At 38.5% G+C, this 21,103-nt stretch carries 26 protein-coding genes; 1 reads left to right on the forward strand and 25 read right to left on the reverse strand.

All coding sequences use genetic code 11. From position 1 onward, the window contains the following. Window positions 1–30 precede the first annotated feature (30 nt). From ahrC to AC6CHV_RS12250, 24 genes are all read right to left on the reverse strand, one after another. A complete protein-coding gene (gene ahrC, locus AC6CHV_RS12135; protein WP_099351844.1) occupies window positions 31–480 on the reverse strand; it encodes a transcriptional regulator AhrC/ArgR in 450 nt (149 codons plus the stop codon). A gap of 161 nt (window positions 481–641) precedes the next feature. After that, complete coding sequence (locus AC6CHV_RS12140; RefSeq protein ID WP_341330922.1) at window positions 642–1,472, reverse strand: TlyA family RNA methyltransferase; 831 nt, start codon at window positions 1,470–1,472, stop codon at window positions 642–644. 2 nt (window positions 1,473–1,474) lie between these two features. After that, complete coding sequence (dxs, locus tag AC6CHV_RS12145) at window positions 1,475–3,367, reverse strand: 1-deoxy-D-xylulose-5-phosphate synthase (protein WP_341330921.1); 1,893 nt, start codon at window positions 3,365–3,367, stop codon at window positions 1,475–1,477. Between the two features lie 51 nt (window positions 3,368–3,418). After that, window positions 3,419–4,312: a polyprenyl synthetase family protein gene (locus AC6CHV_RS12150; RefSeq protein ID WP_341330920.1), complete on the reverse strand. Its 894-nt coding sequence runs from the start codon at window positions 4,310–4,312 to the stop codon at window positions 3,419–3,421. A 2-nt stretch (window positions 4,313–4,314) separates the two neighbouring features. Next, a complete protein-coding gene (locus AC6CHV_RS12155; protein ID WP_121447878.1) occupies window positions 4,315–4,548 on the reverse strand; it encodes an exodeoxyribonuclease VII small subunit in 234 nt (77 codons plus the stop codon). Continuing rightward, on the reverse strand, window positions 4,549–5,895 hold the full coding sequence (xseA, locus tag AC6CHV_RS12160) for an exodeoxyribonuclease VII large subunit (protein WP_341330919.1): 1,347 nt from the start codon (window positions 5,893–5,895) through the stop codon (window positions 4,549–4,551). A gap of 12 nt (window positions 5,896–5,907) precedes the next feature. Continuing rightward, window positions 5,908–6,774, reverse strand: a complete 867-nt coding sequence (folD, locus tag AC6CHV_RS12165) for a bifunctional methylenetetrahydrofolate dehydrogenase/methenyltetrahydrofolate cyclohydrolase FolD (RefSeq protein WP_341330918.1) — start codon at window positions 6,772–6,774, stop codon at window positions 5,908–5,910. 52 nt (window positions 6,775–6,826) lie between these two features. Further along, window positions 6,827–7,219: a transcription antitermination factor NusB gene (gene nusB, locus AC6CHV_RS12170; protein ID WP_341330917.1), complete on the reverse strand. Its 393-nt coding sequence runs from the start codon at window positions 7,217–7,219 to the stop codon at window positions 6,827–6,829. 477 nt (window positions 7,220–7,696) lie between these two features. Continuing rightward, complete coding sequence (locus AC6CHV_RS12175) at window positions 7,697–8,107, reverse strand: Asp23/Gls24 family envelope stress response protein (RefSeq protein WP_099360670.1); 411 nt, start codon at window positions 8,105–8,107, stop codon at window positions 7,697–7,699. Between the two features lie 115 nt (window positions 8,108–8,222). Beyond that, window positions 8,223–9,572 (reverse strand): acetyl-CoA carboxylase biotin carboxylase subunit, encoded by a 1,350-nt coding sequence (gene accC / locus AC6CHV_RS12180; protein WP_341330916.1) that lies wholly within the window; start codon window positions 9,570–9,572, stop codon window positions 8,223–8,225. 33 nt (window positions 9,573–9,605) lie between these two features. Next, the gene (accB, locus tag AC6CHV_RS12185) at window positions 9,606–10,112 is read right to left on the reverse strand and encodes an acetyl-CoA carboxylase biotin carboxyl carrier protein (protein ID WP_341330915.1); all 507 of its coding nucleotides are present in this window, start codon (window positions 10,110–10,112) and stop codon (window positions 9,606–9,608) included. Window positions 10,113–10,340: 228 nt separating this feature from the next. Then, a complete protein-coding gene (locus AC6CHV_RS12190) occupies window positions 10,341–10,943 on the reverse strand; it encodes a SpoIIIAH-like family protein (protein WP_341330914.1) in 603 nt (200 codons plus the stop codon). Between the two features lies 1 nt (window position 10,944). Continuing rightward, complete coding sequence (spoIIIAG, locus tag AC6CHV_RS12195) at window positions 10,945–11,616, reverse strand: stage III sporulation protein AG (RefSeq protein ID WP_121447870.1); 672 nt, start codon at window positions 11,614–11,616, stop codon at window positions 10,945–10,947. Continuing rightward, window positions 11,617–12,279, reverse strand: a complete 663-nt coding sequence (gene spoIIIAF / locus AC6CHV_RS12200; RefSeq protein ID WP_341330913.1) for a stage III sporulation protein AF — start codon at window positions 12,277–12,279, stop codon at window positions 11,617–11,619. A 133-nt stretch (window positions 12,280–12,412) separates the two neighbouring features. Beyond that, the gene (gene spoIIIAE / locus AC6CHV_RS12205) at window positions 12,413–13,609 is read right to left on the reverse strand and encodes a stage III sporulation protein AE (protein ID WP_341330912.1); all 1,197 of its coding nucleotides are present in this window, start codon (window positions 13,607–13,609) and stop codon (window positions 12,413–12,415) included. A gap of 38 nt (window positions 13,610–13,647) precedes the next feature. After that, complete coding sequence (spoIIIAD, locus tag AC6CHV_RS12210) at window positions 13,648–14,037, reverse strand: stage III sporulation protein AD (RefSeq protein ID WP_121447868.1); 390 nt, start codon at window positions 14,035–14,037, stop codon at window positions 13,648–13,650. Between the two features lie 14 nt (window positions 14,038–14,051). Continuing rightward, on the reverse strand, window positions 14,052–14,258 hold the full coding sequence (spoIIIAC, locus tag AC6CHV_RS12215) for a stage III sporulation protein AC (RefSeq protein WP_010284588.1): 207 nt from the start codon (window positions 14,256–14,258) through the stop codon (window positions 14,052–14,054). A gap of 15 nt (window positions 14,259–14,273) precedes the next feature. Then, the gene (gene spoIIIAB / locus AC6CHV_RS12220) at window positions 14,274–14,789 is read right to left on the reverse strand and encodes a stage III sporulation protein SpoIIIAB (RefSeq protein WP_341330911.1); all 516 of its coding nucleotides are present in this window, start codon (window positions 14,787–14,789) and stop codon (window positions 14,274–14,276) included. Further along, on the reverse strand, window positions 14,790–15,713 hold the full coding sequence (gene spoIIIAA, locus AC6CHV_RS12225; protein WP_121447866.1) for a stage III sporulation protein AA: 924 nt from the start codon (window positions 15,711–15,713) through the stop codon (window positions 14,790–14,792). It abuts the gene before it with no gap. 257 nt (window positions 15,714–15,970) lie between these two features. Continuing rightward, the gene (locus AC6CHV_RS12230) at window positions 15,971–16,252 is read right to left on the reverse strand and encodes a DUF2619 domain-containing protein (protein WP_121447865.1); all 282 of its coding nucleotides are present in this window, start codon (window positions 16,250–16,252) and stop codon (window positions 15,971–15,973) included. A gap of 189 nt (window positions 16,253–16,441) precedes the next feature. After that, window positions 16,442–16,999: an elongation factor P gene (gene efp / locus AC6CHV_RS12235; RefSeq protein ID WP_121449700.1), complete on the reverse strand. Its 558-nt coding sequence runs from the start codon at window positions 16,997–16,999 to the stop codon at window positions 16,442–16,444. 41 nt (window positions 17,000–17,040) lie between these two features. Beyond that, the gene (locus AC6CHV_RS12240; protein ID WP_341330910.1) at window positions 17,041–18,102 is read right to left on the reverse strand and encodes a M24 family metallopeptidase; all 1,062 of its coding nucleotides are present in this window, start codon (window positions 18,100–18,102) and stop codon (window positions 17,041–17,043) included. Beyond that, window positions 18,095–18,544, reverse strand: a complete 450-nt coding sequence (aroQ, locus tag AC6CHV_RS12245; protein ID WP_341330909.1) for a type II 3-dehydroquinate dehydratase — start codon at window positions 18,542–18,544, stop codon at window positions 18,095–18,097. The genes AC6CHV_RS12240 and aroQ overlap by 8 nt, the downstream gene beginning before the upstream one ends. Before the next feature lie 285 nt (window positions 18,545–18,829). Continuing rightward, window positions 18,830–19,351, reverse strand: a complete 522-nt coding sequence (locus tag AC6CHV_RS12250) for a YqhR family membrane protein (RefSeq protein ID WP_341330908.1) — start codon at window positions 19,349–19,351, stop codon at window positions 18,830–18,832. Window positions 19,352–19,653: 302 nt separating this feature from the next. On the opposite strand from AC6CHV_RS12250, the gene AC6CHV_RS12255 reads away from it, so the two are divergent. Further along, on the forward strand, window positions 19,654–20,061 hold the full coding sequence (locus tag AC6CHV_RS12255) for an SA1362 family protein (RefSeq protein ID WP_341330907.1): 408 nt from the start codon (window positions 19,654–19,656) through the stop codon (window positions 20,059–20,061). A gap of 63 nt (window positions 20,062–20,124) precedes the next feature. Here the strand turns inward: AC6CHV_RS12255 and AC6CHV_RS12260 are convergent, their stop codons facing one another. Then, window positions 20,125–21,009, reverse strand: a complete 885-nt coding sequence (locus tag AC6CHV_RS12260; RefSeq protein ID WP_341330906.1) for a patatin-like phospholipase family protein — start codon at window positions 21,007–21,009, stop codon at window positions 20,125–20,127. Between the last annotated feature and the right edge of the window lie 94 nt (window positions 21,010–21,103).

Genomic DNA, 21,103 nt, shown 5'->3' on the forward strand with positions numbered 1-21,103 from the left:
TTCCTACACCTCCTAATTCCACTCTCTCCCTTAGAGCATGTCTAGGAATCGATTTGAAACTGTTTCTGTTTGTTCTGGAGTTTTACAGATAATTAAGATGGTGTCATCGCCACAAATTGTACCTAAAATTTCTTCCCAATCTAAATGGTCGATTAATGCACCGATCGCATTTGCATTCCCCGGAAGGGTTTTCATCACAAGCATATGCCCCGCTGAGTCGATTTTCACAAAAGCATCCATTAATGAACGTTTTAATTTTTGTAGCGGATTAAAACGTTGATCAGCTGGTAGACTATATTTATAACGGCCATCAATCATTGGTACCTTTACCAAATGAAGTTCTTTAATATCCCGGGATACAGTCGCTTGTGTGATGTTATATCCCTCACTTTTTAGAATATCGACAATTTCATCTTGTGTTTCTATATCATTGCTCGTGATAATTTCACGAATTTTTATATGTCTTTGCCCTTTATTCATTGTGACTTCCTCTCTCTCAAACTTTGTTTTATTACCTCCTATGTTAGCCGATTCTGACAGAATTGTACATTTTTTTTAATGAGTTATTGGGTTTTCAATATGTATAGCGTAATATCATTTCTTCATGAAGAAAGAGGACAGCACTACGGCTATCCCCTCTATTATTTATCATTTTTTAAATTTGCATGTGCACTTTGTACGATCTCCTGCTCAGAAATAGGTAACTTGTTTTCGCCCTTCTCAGCCGGACCATTCCAGCGCAAATGGAGTAAAAATTCGATATTTCCTTCTCCACCTGTGATTGGCGAATACGACAAATTAATGCAATCATACCCTTCTTTTAAGGAAAACTCAATGATATGCGTAAGGACCGCCTCATGGGTTTTCGGTTCACGTACGATCCCTTTTTTACCAACCTGCTCTTTACCTGCCTCAAATTGTGGTTTTACAAGCGCCACAACGTCACTATTCGGAACTAGGAGCGTTTTTAAAACAGGCAGAATTAAACGCAAAGAGATAAACGAAACATCAATTGTCGCAAACTCAGGTAGACCGCTTTGTAGGTCAGCTGGTGTTACATATCGAAAATTAGTTCGTTCCATAACGACGACACGTTCATCTTGTCTGAGTTTCCAGGCAAGCTGATTGTAGCCAACATCAAGGGCATATGATTTTTTGACTCCATTTTGAAGTGCACAATCCGTAAAACCACCAGTTGAGGAGCCTACATCAATCATAATTTTATCCTTGATGTTTAAATTAAAATCTTTAATGGCTTTTTCAAGCTTTAACCCACCTCTGCTGACATAAGGAATGACATTCCCTTTCACAACAAGTGGTATATCAATTTCTACTTTTTCTCCTGGCTTATCAAGTCGTTCTTCATTTGAATACACGAGACCAGCCATAATGGATCGTTTTGCTTTTTCTCTTGTTTCGATTAATCCGCGTTCAACCAACAAAACATCGAGTCTTTCTTTTTTTGTACCCATGTCTACACTCTTTTCTGTTTCTTAGGTACGAGATTGTGTATGCGCTCAACCACATTCTCAGTTGTCATGCCAATTTCATGCAACAGATCATTTACATTTCCATGCTCAATAAATTGGTCAGGAATGCCCATTCGGTCGATTGATGCATTTTGATATCCATGTTCTTGAGCAAATTCAAGAACTGCACTTCCAAATCCACCCATTAATACGGACTCCTCAATTGTTAAAACTGGAAGGCTTGACCCTAAGATTTGGTGCATCATATCATTATCGAGTGGTTTAATAAAACGGGCATTGACCACTCTTACAGATATATCTTCTTTTTCAAGTCGCTCTGCTGCTTCTAAGGCCATTGGAATCGTAGTACCAAACGTAAGAATTACAGCATCTGTACCTGGTTTTATAATTTCCCATGTACCGATAGGAATAACCTTAAGTTCTTCATCCATGTCGACTCCAAGTCCATTTCCTCTTGCATATCTTAAAGCAATTGGACCATCATCATATTGAATCGCAGTATTCACCATGTGCTGACCTTCATTTTCATCCTTTGGCATCATAAGGACCATATTTGGGATATGTCTTAAGAAAGGAATATCAAACACACCTTGATGTGTTTCTCCATCTGCCCCTACTAAACCTGAGCGGTCAATTCCAATGAACACATTTAGATTTTGGCGGCATATGTCATGCACAACCTGGTCATAAGCTCTTTGCAAGAAGGTCGAATAAATCGCTAAGAAAGGCTTCATATCTTGCGTTGCCAGACCTGCAGCCATCGTAGTTGCATGCTGTTCTGCAATTCCCACGTCGAACATTCTGTCAGGGAATTCCTTTGCAAACTTTTCGAGTTTTGAACCTACAGGCATTGCAGGTGTTATTGCAACAATTCGATTATCATTTTTAGCTAACTTCCGGACCGTTTCACTAATAACAGCACTCCATGCAGGAGGTGGATTTACAGGCTTAACGAAATCCCCTGTTTCAATTTTATAAGGACCTGTTCCATGCCATGTACCCACTTTATCTGTTTCCGCAGGGGTGTAACCCTTCCCTTTTTTGGTAATTACATGAACCAATACTGGCCCCTTTGTTTTCTTTGCGTATTCTAGTGTCTCAAATAAATCCTCATAATTATGTCCATCAATTGGCCCTAGGTATGTAAAACCTAGTTCCTCAAAGAAAACTCCAGACACAAGCAAATATTTCAGGCTGTCCTTGATACGCTCAGCGGTTGAAGCAAGCTTACCACCTACAGCTGGAATTTTTTTAAGTAAATACTCAAGTTCATCTTTTACCCAGTTGTATTTACCCGCTGTACGCAGCCTTGCGAGTACATTATGAAGTGCACCAACATTTGGTGCAATTGACATCTCATTATCGTTTAAAATGACAATCATATCTTTCTTTTCATGTCCGATATGATTTAATGCTTCTAATGCCATTCCACCTGTTAAGGCACCATCACCAATTATCGGAACGATAAATTCTTTAGTTCCTTTAATATCTCGTGCAGCAGCCATTCCCATAGCAGCGGAAAGACTGGTTGAGCTATGTCCAGTTTCCCAAACGTCATGCTCACTTTCAATCCGTTTCGGAAACCCACATAGCCCTTTATATTGTCGCAATGTATCAAATTCACAAGCCCGACCTGTCAAAATTTTGTGTACATAGGACTGATGCCCAACATCCCAAATGAATTTATCCTTTGGGCTATCAAATTCCTTATGTAAAGCGATTGTTAATTCAACCACCCCAAGATTTGGACCAATATGTCCACCTGTCTTGGAAAGCTTTTCAATTAAAAATTGACGGATATCCTGACTAAGTTTATTTAATTCATCTATAGACATATTTTTTAGGAACTTAGGGTCTTTAATACTTAGAAGATCCAAAGGATTCACTCACTTTCATTTACTATGTAATACATTTTTTTGGAATGTATTTTAATGATCTCTGGATGCGATTAGATTACACATATAGTCTAGTATATCATGTTTCATATCAACACTATATAAAAACCGCCTTGCTTCATCTATATGAAAGGTTAGTTTCTCCTTTGCACCCTCAAGAGTTAATAATGCAGGATAAGTATTCTTATGATTACCAGTATCACTGCCGACCGGTTTCCCAAGTTTAACTTCTGTACCTTCGATATCTAAAATATCATCTCGAATTTGAAAGGCTAAACCTAAATGATGCGCAAATTGCGTAAGCTTATCAAGCTGTTCACTAGTAGCATCTGCAAGAATCGCTCCTGCAATCACACTATATGCTAATAATTTTCCTGTTTTATGGCGGTGAATGTATTCTAATTCATCTAAGCTCAGGACTTTACCTTCGCCTTCCATATCCGCCACCTGTCCTCCAACCATGCCTTCTGGACCAGAAGCTTTTGCTAATTCAGTTACGAGCAACAGCTTTTTTTCAGGGGATAATTCAGGACTGATGGATTCAGTAATTACCTGAAAACTATATGTTAATAGTGCATCACCCGCTAAAATTGCCACTGCCTCTCCAAACACCTTGTGATTGGTAGGTTTTCCCCTACGAAGATCATCATCATCCATACTCGGTAGGTCGTCATGAATAAGGGAATACGTATGAATCATTTCAATCGCACACGCAGTCGGTAGACCGATTGCTTCATCTTTTCCAAAAGAATGTAGTGTACCAAGGAGTAATAAAGGGCGAATCCGTTTCCCACCCGCTTCAAGAGAGTAGTGCATCGCTTCCCTTATTATTTTGGGTGCTGATAAGCTAGAAATATACTTAGGAAGCTGCTCTTCAATAGTATTCTTTTGTACATCTAAAAATTGTGCTATCTCAGTCGGATTCATGTTCATTCTTCCTCCTGAATCGTAAACGGTTCAAGTTCACCGTCTTCGCGTAAGATTTGCTCCATTTGCTTTTCAACATGTTGGAGCTTGTCATGACAAAGCTTTGAAAGCTTCATGCCTTCTTGGAAATATGTGATTGCTTTTTCTAAAGGGACATCTCCTTCTTCAAGATGCCCGACAATTTGCTCGAGTTTTTCCATTGCTTCTTCAAAGGATAATACCTTGTCTTCACTCATCTATTGTCTCTCCTCTATTTCAATTACTTCACAGTCAAGATGACCATCCGACAGCTTAACCTTGATTTTATTCCCCTGTTCAACTTGCTGCACACTTTTTACTAAATGTTCTTCCTGATCATATACAAGACTATACCCACGATCCATGATTTTCAACGGACTAAGTGCCTCTAGCTTCGATACTTGGGACGAAAAAGCAAATTGCTTCTGTTTCAAAATCTGTGTAAATTCTTTTAAAAGCATTTTTCGATTAAGATCCTGCTTTTGTTTGGCACGAATCAGCTTTTCACTTGGATGGTTATGCTGCAACCGTAGGCTAAGCTTTTGAAATACTTCTTGCTTTCGAGATATTGCCATAGCCCCTTCTCTTTCTAATCGGTCTACCAAGCGATCCAGCTGTTGTTGCTTTTGATCGTAAAGATTTTTCGGAAAACGAAAAGCATAGGATTTCTTCAATGTATCTAAACGTTTTGAATCACTTACTAGTTTTTCTTTCATTGCACGCAGTAGACGAGTATGTCTAACGAGTAAGCGTTCAGAAAGCTCGGCCATATGTGGCACAGCTAATTCGGCAGCTCCTGTTGGTGTAGGTGCACGTAAATCTGCCACAAAATCTGCGATCGTAATATCTGTCTCATGTCCCACTGCAGAAATAATGGGCACCTTAGACTGAAAAATCGCTCTTGCCACGATTTCTTCATTAAATGCCCAAAGTTCCTCAATTGAGCCACCGCCACGGCCAACAATTAAAACATCAATTTTTCCAAATTCATTCGCTTGCTCGATGGCGTTTACCACTGATGGCCCGGCATTCACTCCTTGGACAAGGGCAGGAAAGACAATTACTTTTGCGATTGGATATCTACGTCTAATCGTTGTAATTATATCGCGAATCGCAGCCCCTGTTGGTGATGTAACAATCCCAATATAATGTGGTATTTTAGGAATTGGCTTTTTATAGTTTTGGGAGAAAAGTCCTTCCGCTTCAAGACGTTTTTTCATTTCTTCATAGGCTAAGTATAAATTTCCGATTCCGTCAGGCTGCATTTCTTTTACATAGATCTGATAGTTTCCATTTGATTCAAATACTGTAACCTCGCCGCGAAGCAAAACTTTCATCCCATTTTCAGGAGTAAATTTTAAATCTCGGTTATAGCCAGCAAACATCACAGCTTGAATTCGTGCTTGTTGATCCTTTATTGTAAAATACATATGTCCACGACTATGCGCCTTAAAATTCGAGATTTCTCCCTTCACCCAAATATCCTGAAGGTGAGGATCCGCATCAAATTTACGTTTAATATATTTTGTTAAAGCTGTAACGGTTAGATATCGATTCTGTTCCATTCCAACCAATCCTTACTTCCTAGAAAGAAGGGCGAATTTTTTCGCAGACTGAACCGTATTATGAAGAAGCATTGTAATCGTCATAGGACCAACTCCACCTGGTACTGGTGTAAGATAGCTTGCTTTCTCTTTTGCTTCGTCAAAAATAACGTCCCCAACAAGCTTACCGGTTGATTCAAGGCGGTTTACACCAACATCAATCACAACTGCACCTTCTTTAATATAATCTCCAGGAATAAAATTCGCTTTTCCAACAGCAGCAACTAAAATATCTGCTTGAAGGGTCATTTCTTTCAAATTTTTAGTCCTGGAATGACAATATGTTACTGTAGCATTCTCTTTAAGGAAGAGTTGTCCAACTGGTTTCCCGACAATATTACTTCTGCCAACAACCACAACATGCTTACCTTCGATTGATATTTGTTTCGATTTAACCATTTCAATAACTCCAAAAGGTGTACATGGTAAGAAAGCGTCTTGTCCAGTCATCATGCGGCCAATGTTAATTGGATGAAAACCATCCACATCTTTTTCGGGTGAAATTCTTTCAATAACTGCCGTTTCATTAATCGTGTTTGGTAATGGCAATTGAACAAGAATACCATGGATAGAAGGATCCTGGTTTAAGCGGTCAATTTCACTAAGTAAAAATTCTTCTGTAATGGTATCTGGATATTCTAGCATCAAAGAGTAAATGCCAGTTTCCTTACATGCTTTATCTTTCCCTTTTACATAGGATCTTGAAGCTGGGTCATTACCAACTAATAACACAGCTAATCCAGGAACGATACCGTCCTGTGATAAATTCTTTACCTCTTCTGCAATTTCATTACGTTTTGTTTGTGCTAATTCTTTCCCACTTATAATCTCTGCCGACATTTTTCGACTCTCCCTTATCTAATTTGAATTCTTTATGGACTACAGCGATATTTTACTTTACTAATGTATCTTTTATTTTCGATAGAATAGCATTAATAAAACGACTCGAGCTATCATCACCAAATTCTTTAGCAAGTTCAATTGCCTCATCAATACTTACCTTAACAGGAATTTCCTCTATATATTTCATTTCATAGACTGCGATGCGTAAAATCGAACGGTCTACATTTGCAAGTCTTTCAAGATTCCATTTTTCTAGATGCTCTCTTAATAGAGAATCAATTTCTTCTTTATGTTCGATTACTCCATGTACAATCTGTTCTAAGAAAGGATCTAAAGACTCTTCTTCAAGTACACTTTCAATTGCCTCATTTGGGTCACTCTGGCTTACATCAACTTGAAATAACGATTGCAAAGCCTTTTGTCGTGCTGTACGTCTTTTCATACTAATTATTTCTCCTTTATATATAGTAAAACTTTTGTCCCACTATCAATTGCATTCCGATAACATGATAATATCATAAAATAATTTTAAAATAAAAACCAACTCTTTATTGTAAGGTAAAAATAAAAAGGCTGTTTTCGCAATCTTTGTTGTTTTTTATATCGTTGACTTCCTCTTCTGGTGGATCCTTTCCGTGGGCGTGGCTTTAGCCTCCTCAATGAAATGCGGAGGCAGCTTGCACAGAAACGAGAAAATTTGGCCACTCAGGCAATGAGGCGTAATTTGGCTCTGAAAGAGGAGTAGAAATTTCTCGAGTTTCTAGCTGCTACAACTGGACAGGTGCTGTTCCTCTTACTGGATTCGCCATCTTACGCTCCAATCATCATGGTTTGCAATGTACTAACAAAAAGCAACAATCTTTTTAGAAAAGAGCCAATAAAAAAGTCTGATAGCGTTTGCCATCAGACTACCTAGTGCCTACATCTCTTCTTCTACTTCAACTTCAGGTTTTTGCGTTTCAAATAACACACCAACAACATGGATGTTAACTTCATTCGCATCTAAAGCTGTCATATTCAATAAAGCCTGGCGTACATTGTCTTGAATTTGACGAGCAACATTCGGAATAGAAACGCCAAAGTTCATTACACAGTATACATCCACAATGATCCCGGTTTCTGTTAATTCAACTTTAACACCTTTACCATGGTTTTTCTTTCCTAGTTTCTCAACCACTCCAGAAGCAAAGTTCCCTCTCATTTGTGCGACTCCTTCAACCTCTGAAGAAGCAATACCAGCAATTACTTCAATTACCTCTGGTGCAATTTCAACCTTACCAAGACCGTTACTGCCTTGATCCATTTCTAAAATATTCGTTTCCGCTGCCATTAGCAAGCACCTCCTATATTTAACTTTATTCAGCCAATCTCTTCTATATGTGGTGGTTCAATGCTACATAAGTAGTCGATTCAGATGAGGATACAACAAGGCGTTTTTTGACGTACTACTTCATAACCTCATATAATTCAAGAAATTTGGTGTTGAAGTCTCCGCCAACAAATTTCTCATGATTCATAAGCTTAAGGTGGAAAGGAATTGTAGTGTGTACACCCTCAATTACAAATTCACTTAGAGCACGCTTCATTCTTGCGATTGCTTCTTCCCTAGTTGCCCCATATGTAATTAACTTAGCAATCATCGAATCATAATATGGAGGTATTGAATAACCAGGATATGCAGCAGAATCTACCCTTACTCCTAGACCACCAGGTGGCAAATACATTTCAATTTTGCCTGGAGATGGCATGAAATTCTTCTCTGGGTTCTCTGCATTGATTCGGCATTCAATTGCCCAACCATTAAATGTTACTTCACTTTGAGTGAGTGAAAGCTCTTCTCCTGATGCAACACGAATTTGTTCTTTAATTAAGTCTACACCTGTTACCATCTCAGTAACGGGATGCTCAACTTGAATTCTTGTATTCATTTCCATGAAATAGAATTGATCATTGACATGGTCATAAATAAATTCTATTGTTCCAGCACCTGAGTAGTTAACAGCTTGTGCTGCTTTAACTGCAGCATCACCCATTTTTTGTCTTGTAGCTTCATTTAGTGCAGGAGATGGTGTTTCCTCAACTAGCTTTTGTAAACGCCTTTGAATGGAGCAATCTCTCTCCCCTAAATGTATCACATTTCCGTGGTTGTCTGCTAATACTTGAATTTCAACGTGGCGGAAATCCTGAATATATTTTTCAATATATACACCTGGATTTCCAAAGGCAGTAGCAGCTTCCTGTTGAGTGATGTTGATTCCCTTAGTGAGTTCCTCTTCATCCTTCGCAACACGGATTCCTTTTCCGCCTCCACCAGCAGTAGCTTTAATAATGACTGGATAGCCCATATCATTCGCCAACGCGATTGCTTCACCTGTATCTTTAATGATTCCTTGTGAACCAGGCACAATCGGTACACCTGCTTGTCTCATCGTTTCACGGGCAACATCCTTTGTACCCATTTTATTAATGGCTTCAGGGCTTGGACCAATGAAAGTTAGATTTACTTCACGACAAAGCTCCGCAAAGTCTGCGTTCTCAGCTAAGAATCCGTAACCTGGGTGAATCCCTTCACTTTCAGTAAGCTTTGCAACGCTAATAATATTTGTAAAGTTTAAATAGCTGTCCTTTGAAGACTTTGGACCAATACAATAGGCCTCATCTGCAAGTTGAACGTGAAGAGATTCCCGGTCTGCCTCAGAGAAAACAGCTACCGTTTCAATACCGAGCTCTTTACAGGCACGAATTATACGAACCGCAATTTCTCCACGGTTTGCTATTAGTATTTTTTTTAACATGAGGGTCGCTCCTTACTTATTTGAACAATCATACTATGCTTTAACTAGGAATAATGGTTGACCATACTCCACAAGCTGACCATTCTCAACTAATATTTCAACGATTTCTCCATTTACTTCAGCTTCGATTTCGTTAAATAGCTTCATGGCTTCTACGATACAAACTACTGAATCTTCTTTAACTTTATCACCTTTTTGAACATATGCATCTGCATCTGGAGATGGAGATGCATAGAAAGTACCAACCATCGGTGAGACAATTTTATGTAGGTTTTCATCAACTGCAGGTGCTGCTGTAACAGGTTCAGCTGGCTGTGACTGTGGTTGTACAGATTGTGCTGGTGCTGCAGGCTGAGCTACCTCAGTAACAACAGGTGCAACCGGTTGTGCTTGCACTTTGCTTTCTACAATTGTTTGTACAGTTGTTTCTTTACTTTTCTTCATTTTAATTTTTGAGCCTTCGCTCTCAAAAGTAAACTCGTCAATATTTGAATGATCAACTAACTTAATAAGTTCACGTAATTCTTGAATTTTAAACATTCATTACACTCCTTGTGATTAACTCGAAATATAAAACTATAAATTGATGTCACATTTTATTGCTAGTATTAGTACCACATACTAACATGATACGATACTTAAAACCCTCTTTTCAATATATTGCAGAGATTTTTTCAGGAAAACGTTAACATTGATTTCCCCACTACCCATTTATTTTACCAAAAAGAAAAGAAAGTACAGCATTTTAGCCGTACTTTCTTTTCTTTATTATTTTTCTTTGTCACCAGTTAATTCAAACTCTACCGCAACATTTTGGAGTTCGCCTAACTCGCTGCGAACTAGTCGTAGAATTTCATTAGCTTGTTGCTTTGAGCTTTCCTTAGATTTAACTGTAATCTTAATCTTGTCACCTTCTACGCGAACTAAAGCATCCTCGTAGTTATTTCCTTTGATAAGCATTTCGATAATCTTTTCTTTTGATTCAATATCTTCTAACTTCTTTAACTCATCATATGCTTTAAGCTTTTGATCTGCTGTTAGTTCTGTTGAAGCTGCTTGATCTTCTAAATTGCTTCTTATTTTACTGCGGTGCTCATCAATTTCCAAGCGCAATGCAGCAAACATGTCATCACTAGAAACAGAAGAAATCACATTACCATCTTCATCTTCCTCAACAGTTACACTTGCTCCGTCTTTATTTTCAGTAGATGTTTCTACATTTTCTTTTTCTTTTTCATTATCCTTTTGTTCATCCTGCTCCATTGCAACTTCATTAGGATTGTTTTCAGGTGTCGTAATATAATAGACTGATAACACAACTACTAGACTTAACATTGTTAATAACCATACAGTTTGTTTTTTCAATAACATTTTATGAATCCCCCTTCGTTTTCCTTGGTACAACTGCTACCTTGTGATTTGGTACATCAAAACCTTTGGTAACAGCCTCCACTACCATTTGTTTTATTTTTGCGTTCTCAACACCTTTAGCAACAATTAGAACACTTCGTATTTCAGGCTTTTCAATCTTCAAGACGATTGGTGTTTCAGAATCCCCGCTGCGGATGATGACAACTTGTTCATCTTTTGTTATATCCTCAACTTGTCTTTTTCCACCATCCCTGTCTTCCTCATTTGTGATTTGACTTTGGGATACGGTGTTTTTTTCAAGTATTTTTGATTCAGTAGCATCTACACTTACTGAAACAATGACATCCTCTACTCCAGCAATTGCTTCTAGTGCTTCTTTGAGCTCGTTTTCATAACGATCCTCATATTTTGCAATTGCTGTAGTTAGTTCATCTTTCTGTCCTCCAAAAGTTGGCTCATCTTTGGCACTTACTTCCGAGGATGTAGCTGGCAAAACAGAAGATGTTGGTTTGTCATTTGAGAATAGATTACTAATTAACATAAAGGCTATCCCAACTGCTAATAAAAGTAAGAAATATTGGTTTTTCTTGTTTCCCTTTTTATCTGGTGGATCATCCTTGGACCCGGAGAACATTCCTTTGATTTTGTTCAAGATACCTTTGTCCTTATCCATCTACGACTCTTTCCCCCCTTCCACAGTGACTACAATTTTTTCTGAGTCTATTTCCCATCTGGAAGCTAATGTTTTTGTGATTGCCTTAACATTGTTTTGATCTACTTTTTTATACACTGGCTCATTCTGTTTGGAGGTATCAATCTCAACTGTTTTTACTACTGCCACATCATCAGGTTCGGCTGTCTCTTTCGATAGCACCACCTCAATTGACTGAATGTCATCCAACATTTCATCCAAAGTAACAATCTCTTTACTGTCTACAGCACTTGAAAGGGATACATTTACTTTTTGAACAGTTAAATCATATTCGTTTTGCACCAACTCCTCTTCCACTTCAGATTCCAATTGGACAGCCATTGTTTCTAAAATATATGCACGTTGTGAGGCTTGTATTTCTTTTTTCTTCAAATCTATTAAATTTTCTAGATTTTTTTCACTTTGAACTGGTTTTAAATTCATATTTAACAAGGCCTGGTCCAAATCAGATTTAAAAAGTGAGAACAGAGGAGTTAATATAATTAGGATTAATAAAAGCCCTGTTACCATTTTTACGTATTTTTGCATACTTGAACTCGGCAGAAGCATGTCCACGATTGTCGCGAGTAAAATGAATAAAATAATATTCGTAATCCATTCGGCAATAAAACTCAGTGTCCTCACCTCCTAGGCCTTTTGTCTAGCTCCAGGCACCATCGGCTCGAGGTCATAAGCCAATCGCTTCGGAAGGTAAAATGCACCTTCTGTCAGCGCTCGTCTTATGCTTTTCGCCGATAATCGGGCACCTTGCGCCTTTCTATCTCACCATCAATGTCAGGTTTCCAGCTGCAATAATAACCGTGATACTTAGGAAAAACATCAGTGACACGATTGCTAATGCCGCAAAGATATATACGACACTTTTACTAATGATATTTAAACAAGCAATGACCGGTCCCCCGCCAAGTGGCTGCAAAAGTGCAGCTGCTAGCTTATAAATAATTGCTAATGACAGCACTTTAATCGCTGGGAATGCTGCAATTAGCAGGAGAATAACAACCCCAAAGATACCAACTGTGTTTTTCAGAATAACCGAGGCACTGATTACAGTATCTGTGGCATCGGTAAACATCCGGCCAATGACCGGAATAAAATTACCAGTAATAAATTTTGCGGTCCTGATTGTTATTCCATCTGCAACCGCAGTTGTAGTTCCCTGCACTGAGATAACGCCTAAGAAAATCGTCAGGAAAACCCCGATAATACCAATACTCACATTACGTAGTAATTGGGCAAGCTGTGTTACCTTGTAGTGTTCACTTAACGTACTCACTATGCTTAATAGAGCTGACATAAACAATAAAGGTAAAACGATATATTGAATTAAAAGCCCGCTAGTATTCATTAAAAACAATATCAGTGGGTGGAAAAATGCTGCTGATGCGATTCCACCTGATGATGCCACTAACGCAAGCAATAAAGGAACAAGTGCAAGTATAAAATTGATCATCGTCTCGATAGCTTCCTCTGTGTACATGATGGCAACCCTGAAGCTATTTAGTGCGATGATGATTAACACCATGTAAACAATGGCATAAGCAACTTTACTAACTGCACTCTTCTCAAATGAATTTTGCAATGTTTGTAAAAACATACTAAAGATCGTAAGCATGATTAGTGTGCTAAGAAGTTTTCCATTTGCTATCAATTCATGGAATACGAATTTGACGAGTCCGAGCAGCCATTCATTCAATGAAAGCTCCTTTTCGCCTTGAATGAACTCTAGTAAACTACCCTTTTGGCTTTCAGGTAAATAACCTCCATAGTCCGTAACAATTTCATCCCAAAATTGTTTTATTTCGTCAATGCCAAGGGTTTCTAGTTGTTCCTCAACCTGTTCTTGAATTTGGTTTTCGATGATTTCTTGTTGTGAGGGTGAGGCTTGTACAATATGTGGTAAAGAAAAAAAGAAAAGAAATAGCGCTAGAATAGATAAGGTTTTACTACCGGTCAATGCCAACCACCCCCTTGAAAACCTTGGTTTCTATTGATTTAACTAGGAATAAGTCCAATAATTGTTTCTATTAATACTGTTAAAATTGGTATAGCTAGTGCTAAAATCAGGATTTTCCCCCCGAGTTCAATCTTTGAGGCTAGTGACCCTTGACCTGCATCTTTTGTAATCTGTGCGCCAAATTCAGCGATGTATGCTATTCCAATGATTTTTAGAATGGTTTCTACATATACAGTGTTCACATTTGCGTTAATTGCAACTTTCTCAAGCATGCGAATGATATCTGCAATTTCTCCCACTAAAAATAGAAAGATTACACAGCCGACAAATACTACAAGTAAAAAGGCAAAGGTAGGTTTTTGTTCTTTTACAATGAGTGCCAGAAAGGTTCCAATTAAACCTAATCCAACGATTTGTATAATCTCAATCGCTCATCCCCTCCTTACCCCTGAAAGAGGAATACAGCTTTAATCTTTTTAAATAGGTCCTCAACGATTGTTGCAACCATAAACAGGATATATATGAAGCCCAACAGTGTAACCCACTGTGCATATTCCTTTTTACCCATCTGATCTAGGATTGTATGGAGAAAGGCAACCACAATTCCTACACCGGCTATTTGAAATATAATATTTACATCCACTCCCATTCGCTTCTTCTCCCCCTAAATCAATAAAATGACTACTAATAAACCAGACAAAAAGCCCAGGCTTTTCACCATTTTTTCGTAACGCATTTGTCTATCTTTTGCATCGCTTTCTTCACGTTCAAGATGGGTTATAGCAAGTTTTATGTGCTTTTGTTGTGAGGTTCGATCATGCTGTCCGAGTGTTTCCCCGAACTGTTGAAGAATCTCGATTTCTCCTTGATGAAAGGCAGTCAATTTGGAAACTTCCTTTAGACTTTCATCCCAAGCAATCTTGACACTTACCTCTCCTGTTTGAAGCCTTTTCGCGAAGCCCTCAAAAAAATAAGATACGGGCTTTGGAATTTGCCTTGAGAGATGGGTTGCAACATCAATTAAGGGTACATGGCCGTACATAATTTCTGCTTCCAGTGATTGTAAGGCTGTTTTTAACATCCTTAACTGACGGGGTCTTTCACTTAAACGTCGTGCTGCTTCAAACCCTGCCCAAGTGGTTGCAAGAAGAATAAGTATTGCTCCTAAAATTTTTATCATCTACGTCACGCTCACTTTTGGTAAAAGATGCTTTCCAGTTGGACCTAGGATGGATTTTATGGTTCCCGGCCCCTTAGTGCGTGATAACTCTACAAATCTCTCTATAACTCCTGCTTCTATAATCTTCTTTAAGGATGGACGCTTCATGAGGTCGGAAATTTGATGTCCGTGTGCAGTCACAATCAAACTTACCCCTGCATTAACGGCTTCCATAATCGCTTGACTGTCTTCCTCTCTACCAATTTCATCAACAATTAATACGTCAGGACTCATCGACCTAATCATCATCATCATCCCTTCAGCTTTTGGACATGCATCTAGGACATCAACTCTTGGCCCCAATGAAGCTTGAGGAACTCCTTTCACACAGCCAGCAATCTCTGAACGCTCATCTACGATTCCAACCTTTAACGCCGGAATGTGTTTAGATTCGATTCCTGTACTAATCATTCTTGCAAGATCCCTTAGTAAAGTGGTTTTACCAGTCTGTGGTGGTCCAATGATGATGGTATTTTTCCAATAAGAATCATAGAGATAAGGTGCCAGTGGAGCTGCAACTCCAATTTTTTGCTTTGCAATCCGAATATTAAAGGAAGTCACATCTCGAATTGCTTTGACATTTCCATTCTCCGTGATTACTTTTCCAGCTAGTCCCACTCGATGTCCACCTTGGATGGTGACATAACCCCGTTTCAGCTCTTCTTCAAGTGTATATATCGAATATTGACCAAGTTTGTTCAGAAGCTGAACGGCATCTTCACCGGTAACGGAATAATTATGAAAAATGGGAATTCCATTCTCAATGATTTCAAGAGGTCTAGCCACTCTAATTCGGATTTCTTCCATTTTTTCTATGCGTTCTGGAGGATACTTGTTTATAAGGCTTACGATTGATTTTGGTAGCACATCAATTATTTCTTTCATCTAGTAAACTCCTTATATCAAATGCGCCTTGGCGTATTTGCCGCCCGATTTTTTTCGAGCTTGCTCGAAAAACTTCCATTGAAAAATCGTGGCATCCGCTGGAGGCTTTAACTTTATTCAGTCAGGGTTTTAACCCCAAACGAATTGTATACTCTTTGGCATTTCCCTCCACTTTTCCAAGTAAGGGATTTCAACTGAATAAAGTTAATATCTCTCATAATTCAATGTATGCATGCTTGGACACATTATGCCGATTTCTATTTGAAGATTCCATACAATATAAATGCAACGCCAAGCCCAATAAATAGAAGCTTCGAATACGATAGCTGATCAGCTAAACCAATCAGTCCAATAGACATAGTCGAGATCAAAATTAGCGGCCCCACAACCGCTAGTGATGCATTAACTGCTAACGCTTTTTTCACATCATTAAAAACCAGCATTAAAATCGCTGCCGTTATTTCCAAGCAACCAGATAAAATTCGCAGTCCTGCCATCGTCAAAACACTTGTATCAAACATCGAAAATATTCGTTTCATCGTTGTCCCCACCCAAATAAATTTCTTTTGTACAACCTATGCTTGTTCATTGATTTTCAGAAGAGGAATTTTTATGGGGTGGTGGTTAAGTGGTGGTGATTTTGTGGTTTATCTGCTGCTGGCACTTAGAAAAACATAATAAAAAGAACCCATCTAAAAAGATGGGTCCTTAATTGATCTCAATATTCATTATGCACGTGATACATATGATCCTTCAGTTGTGTTGATGATTAAAACATCACCTTCGTTAATGAAGAAAGGAACTTGAACGATTAAACCTGTTTCAAGTGTTGCTGGCTTTGATCCACCAGAAGCTGTGTCACCTTTGATGCCAGGTTCTGTTTCAGTAACCTTAAGCTCAACTGTGTTTGGCAGCTCAACACCTAATGTTTCACTTTGGAACATCATAATGTGTACTTCCATGTTTTCTTTTAAGTATTTTAACTCATACTCGATTGCTGATGCAGGTAGTTCAATTTGCTCGTAGGACTCATTGTCCATGAATACATGTGAATCACCGTTTGCATATAGATATTGCATTTTGCGGTTTTCGATTTGTGCTTTTGCTACTTTTTCGCCAGCACGGAATGTTTTCTCTTGAACGGCACCTGTACGAAGGTTACGTAACTTAGAGCGTACAAATGCTGCTCCTTTTCCTGGTTTAACGTGTTGGAAATCCATTACTCTCCAGATCCCACCGTCCACTTCAATTGTCAAACCTGTACGAAAATCGTTAACTGAAATCATATACTATTTCCTCCTAATTCAATTACGACAAACCATTTTGTCTATAAAATAATTAACTCTTTCTTAGAGAATGTTAGTGATTCATTGCCGTCTTTTCTAACAACAACATCGTCCTCAATTCTCACGCCACCTAAACCTGCTATGTAAATACCTGGTTCACAGGTTACAATCATTCCTGGTTCTAATACATTGTCAGATCGGAATGATAATGATGGCTGTTCATGAACCTCCATACCAAGACCGTGTCCAGTTGAATGACCAAAATATTCACCATAACCTTTTTCCGTAATATAATCACGAGTTAAGGCATCGGCTTCTTTTCCTGTGATGCCAGCCTTAATACCGGCCATACCACGAAGCTGAGCTTCTAAAACAACATCATAAATGTTTTTCAGTTCATCGCTAGGATTCCCTACAGCGACAGTACGTGTGATATCTGAGCAATATCCTTTATAATATGCACCAAAATCAAGGGTTACAAAATCACCATTTTCAATCACTTTATCACTCGCAACCCCATGAGGTAATGCTGAGCGATAACCTGATGCAACGATTGTGTCAAATGAAGATGAAGTCGCCCCTTGTTTTCGCATAAAAAATTCTAACTCAGTAGAAACTTCAATTTCAGTAATACCAGGACGAATCACATCTAGAATATGAGTAAAGGCGGCGTCAGCTATCTCCGCTGCTTCCTTTAATATCTTAATCTCTGAATCGGTCTTAATCAAGCGTAACTTTTCAATCACTCCTGAAACAGGAACAAGTTCTGCTTGTACTGCTTTATCATACGCAGTATAAGTTGCATAAGAAAGATCATCTTGTTCAAACCCAAGCTTTTTAATTCCCATTATTTCAGCTTGTTTGGCAACCTCTTCAATGATTGGCCCTGAATGTTGAATAATTTCAAATTCTTTCACTTGTTCACTTGCTTGCTCGACATAACGAAAATCTGTAATAAAAACTGCCTTCTCTTCTGAAATGAGGGCAACTCCCGCTGTACCGGTGAAATTAGTTATGTAACGTCTGTTATAACTATTCGTAACGAATAAGCCATCAATTCCAAATCCTGAAAAACTTTCACGTAGCTTTGCTAATTTATTCATCTAGTTTTCCCCCTAAATGCTCAATCATTGCTAATAACGCAAGTTTGTAGCCGTATACACCTACTCCAACAATTTGCCCAATTGTAACAGGAGCGATGACTGATGTGTGTCGAAATTCTTCGCGAGTATGAATATTCGAAATATGTATCTCTACTACAGGCACAGTAACTCCAGCTATGGCGTCACGAATCGCATAGCTGTAATGCGTAAAAGCCGCTGGATTCATTACGATTCCATCGTATTCTCCTTCGGCATTGTGGATCGCATCAATAATTGCACCCTCGTAGTTCGATTGGAAGCAATTAAGCTCCACATTCCTGTTATGCGCAAACTCAGTTAAGTCTTTCTCCACATCGGCTAGTGTGAGACTCCCATAAATATGCGGCTCCCTTTTTCCAAGTCGATTTAAATTAGGTCCGTTAATAAGGAGTATTTTCTTCATAAATAGATCTCCCTTTAAAGAGGATTTTCAAAAAGTCCGGTGAAAATGACACTTCGAATTTCAGCGTTGGCTTGCTTCTCCGTTCCTCACGTATTAACTACATACGCTCCGGTACTCAAAGCTACACCGCCTTAAACTTTCGACGCACAGGATGTGCTAGTGTCGACAATGCCACAGGACGTGGCGTTCTTGTCGACGCGGTCCTTTTCATCCTCCTTATTGAACTCTTACTAAAAAATAGAATGTTCGAACAAGAACATTCTACCATATCTTACCCTAATTTACCTACTCATTTGTAGAGACGACACGCCTTTCTGCCCTCATATCATTTTCTTCAAATGATATGGAGTAACCAATAAAGACACCATATAAGATATAAAAGCATATTGTAGTAATAACTGTATTACGTTCTAATTCCCCAACGGTTTTAATATCAGGAAAAATCGGATTAAACACGTAAAACACAATAAGCCATAATGCAATGCCAAATGCAGCACCAACCCAAATGGACTGAAACTTTTTTAGTAATGCATAATATAAAAGTGCTACACCGATTGATATAATACCAATCATTAAAATCCCAATAAACTGACCTAACACGCGGTTTTTCCAATCACCAAGGATCCACGGTTTGAGGATAAGATTTGGGCTAAGTTCTGTAAAATTAAAAATATACGTTAAGTACGACAATAGACTCCAAAATATCCCCCCAAACAAACCAATAACTACAACTTTAGCCATTAAAGACATATCTCCGTCTTTTTTGTTCTGTTCAAGTTCTGGATTCTTTTTTTCAGCATCTACCATAGGTCAACACCTCCATTTGCTAGTATGTCCCGAACTTTTTTAATCTATTTGGAAAAGATTCTCGGAAAAATGTGTATCAATGGTAATTACTGGGTAGAATAGTAAATGTTAGTTTGAATAAAAAATAAAATTCAAATAATTGATGCTTTTAACATAGAGGTTTATTAGCTTATCTTGTAGAATATATATAAGTAGGAGTTCCTTATATTTTTACATGTATCGATCAATTTACTGAAATATACGGGCAACAATGACATGGATTCATAATACAATATAAGTATAGCTTTCAGGAGGTGTATCTCATGAATCGTCGTAAATCAAATATAGTCGTCATGATTTTACTAGGATTAGGAGCACTTGGATTTGTCTACACCCTTTTCACTCGTCCAGGTTCATTACTCGTGCAAGCAGGCATGATTTTCCTTTTCATAGGTATAATCTATCTACTATATAAATTTGTGATTAGTCGACGAATGGGAGGAAAAGAAAATTCCGCTTATTTACGCGCAGCAAAACAATCTAGGAAACGTTTTAAAACAGGAAGTCAGAGGAAGACTCGGACTATGGGAATAGGGAATAAAAGACCTACGACCAGCGCGGCAAAACGATCGACTGTAGCGTCTATTCATAAAAAGCGAAAAACGAATACGACACACCTAACTGTTATTGAAGGTAAAAAAGGCAAAAAGAAGAATCGAGCATTATTTTAAACTTTATTCAGCACAAAAGCTGGATAAAGTTTTTTTATACTTTGGATTCTTCTCTTGTTTGATTTAAAAACCCCACGTTCGCAAGAAGGCTTCTGTACGTTGTTTTCCAAGTTGAATAAGCTCTTGCTTTTTTTCATCTGTTACTCCAAATTCGGTTGTCAATCCACTTTCAACGGGGATAAAAATAATATTTTTTTCGTGTCTACGTGAGATATAACGCGCATCATGCGCATTCTTCATTGTTTCAAAGAGAGCTCCAAACATTTCGATTGCATTGTGAATTTTATTTTGTTTTTGCTGCTGATTATTCCCACTTAGCCTAATCCCAATAACTGGGCGTTTTTTTAGCTTTTGTTCCTCATCAAAGAGCCATATTGGAAAGTTGGAGAGCACTCCTCCATCGACGACGATTGTGTTTCCTTGATAATCTTTTAATCGGACTGGTTCAAAAAAGTATGGAAGGCTACAACTCATCCGAACAGCTTTTGCCACCGGGAAAGTTTGGGGATGAATCCCATAGCGTTCTAAATCGTCGGGTAATACCATGATTCTTCCATTTGTTAAGTCCGATGCAATAATTCTTAATGATCCGGGAGGGAGGTTCTGAAACGTAACTACACCCTTTGCACGAAGCTTTTGATAGATCCATTTCTCCAACATATCCCCTTTGTATAACCCGAGACGCCAATAGAGGAGTAGCCACTTCGTTAAGGCTGTGTTTAACGGGGTCTTACGTTCATCTAAAAAATCGCTAAGGTCTAATTCTTCCATAAGATTGATAATTTCTTCACTTGTGTAACCAGCAGCTATTAAGGAAGCAATCAAGGACCCTGCACTGGTTCCCGCCAATCTTTTGAAACTAAAACCTTTTGCTTCGATAGCTTGATAAGCCCCTATTAGCGCAAAGCCTTTAATACCCCCACCTGAAAAAACACCATCAATAAACATCGTACCCCTCCCAATCAAATGCGCCTTGGCGTATTTGCGCCCAGATTTTTTCGAGCCTGCTCGAAAAACTTCCATTGAAAATCTGTGGCATCCG

This window comes from Ferdinandcohnia sp. GQ5, assembly GCF_059759275.1.